Source organism: Propionivibrio sp. (assembly GCF_029255185.1).
Taxonomy (GTDB): Bacteria; Pseudomonadota; Gammaproteobacteria; order Burkholderiales; family Rhodocyclaceae; genus Propionivibrio.
The window spans coordinates 1-1,289 of record NZ_JAPUVO010000002.1 but is presented as its reverse complement, the minus strand read 5'-3'; the positions used below and the strand labels follow the sequence as shown (position 1 = coordinate 1,289).

Here is a 1,289-nt window from a genome sequence, read left to right as displayed (position 1 = left end):
GAAGTATGGGGTTAGGGGTTGGAAGATGCGGGCCAGAGAAACGGCGAAAGATTTCTTCCGCGCCTCTCCGGCCCCACCACCCCGCCCTTACTGCGTCGGCGCGTTGCGCGGCGCGCCAGCGATGACGCTGGCGTGGCTCAAAGCGCCCGTGGTGGCTCCCGTCGTGGCGATCACCATCTTCACATAGCGTTGCGCGCCGATATAACCGACCTGCTGCACAGTGTTGTTGCCCGCCGCGCTGCTGACGGCGGCAAAAGCGCCGTCGAGATCGGAAGCCGCGCAAGCCGTGTAAGTCGTGCCGTCCACCGAATGCACCGCCGAAGGCGTATGCGTGCCATCCGTCCATGTGCCGAACGAAACGGCGAGGACGGCGGAGTCGAAGCCGCGCAAATCCACCGCCGTTCCCGTCGCCGTCCCGTTGGTCCGCACCGCAGGCGCCAGCGACGGCGTCACCAGAATTTTCCGCAAAAGATCGCGTGTTGTCATGAAGAGTCTCCCTGTTTTCAGATCGGAATGAGGTTTACGAAGCCGAGAATTTCAACAGCTTGATCGCTTCGAAATTCACCACGTCGCCGCCGACGCGCTTGCTGCAACGGAATTTGACGAAGGGCGCGGCGGTATAGGGATCGCGCAACACGCGCAGACCGATACGATCAACGATGGTGTAGCCTTCCTCGAAATTACCGAATGCCGCCGAATAGCTGCCCACCGCGACTTGCGGCATATCCTCGGCCAAAATCACCGGATGGCCGAGCAGCGTGGCAGGAACGCCCGCCTGCAAACCAGGTTGCCAAATATAAGCGTTCGAAGTCGTTTCCTTGAATTTGCGGATCATGTCGGCGACGGCGCGCGGCAACAGCCAGCTTGCCTTCGGCAGATAACCGGCGCGCAGTTTGTGCATCAGGCCGATGAGAACGTCGCTGCCGTTGCTGGCCGAGAAGCCGCCATCCGCGCCGGTGACGACATGCTCCAGCACGCCCCAGGCGCGGCTGTTGTCGCTCACCGCCTGCGTGGCGTAGCTCAGGAAGCCGCGCGGCTGCCCGATACCGTCGCCGCTGACGAACGCCGTATTCTCGCTGCGCGAGAATTTTCCGGCCACGCGATTGATCAGCCATTCCTCGACATTGATAATGGCGTCGTCCAACAGTTTCTGCGTCGCCTTCGGCTGCGCGTAAAGCTCATGCACCGGAATGCGGATGCGCCCGATGCTGCCCTGATCGGTGTCGGCGCGGGTGCCGAGTTCGGAAACCCATTGCGCCACCGGCTCGTTGGTGTCGCGCAGCATCTCG

At 62.5% G+C, this 1,289-nt stretch carries 2 protein-coding genes; both read right to left on the bottom strand.

The annotated features are described in order from the left end of the window. Positions 1–87: 87 nt before the first annotated feature. Positions 88–486: a hypothetical protein gene (locus Q1J43_RS00025; RefSeq protein ID WP_301100231.1), complete on the bottom strand. Its 399-nt coding sequence runs from the start codon at positions 484–486 to the stop codon at positions 88–90. Positions 487–520: 34 nt separating this feature from the next. Next, positions 521–1,289: phage major capsid protein (locus Q1J43_RS00020; protein WP_301100230.1), on the bottom strand; the 769-nt coding region annotated here is incomplete at its 5' end.

Coding starts and splice junctions, on each gene's coding strand:
- Q1J43_RS00025 (WP_301100231.1), bottom strand. CDS start 486: ATGACAACACGCGATCTTTTGCGGAAAATTCTGGTGACGCCGTCGCTG.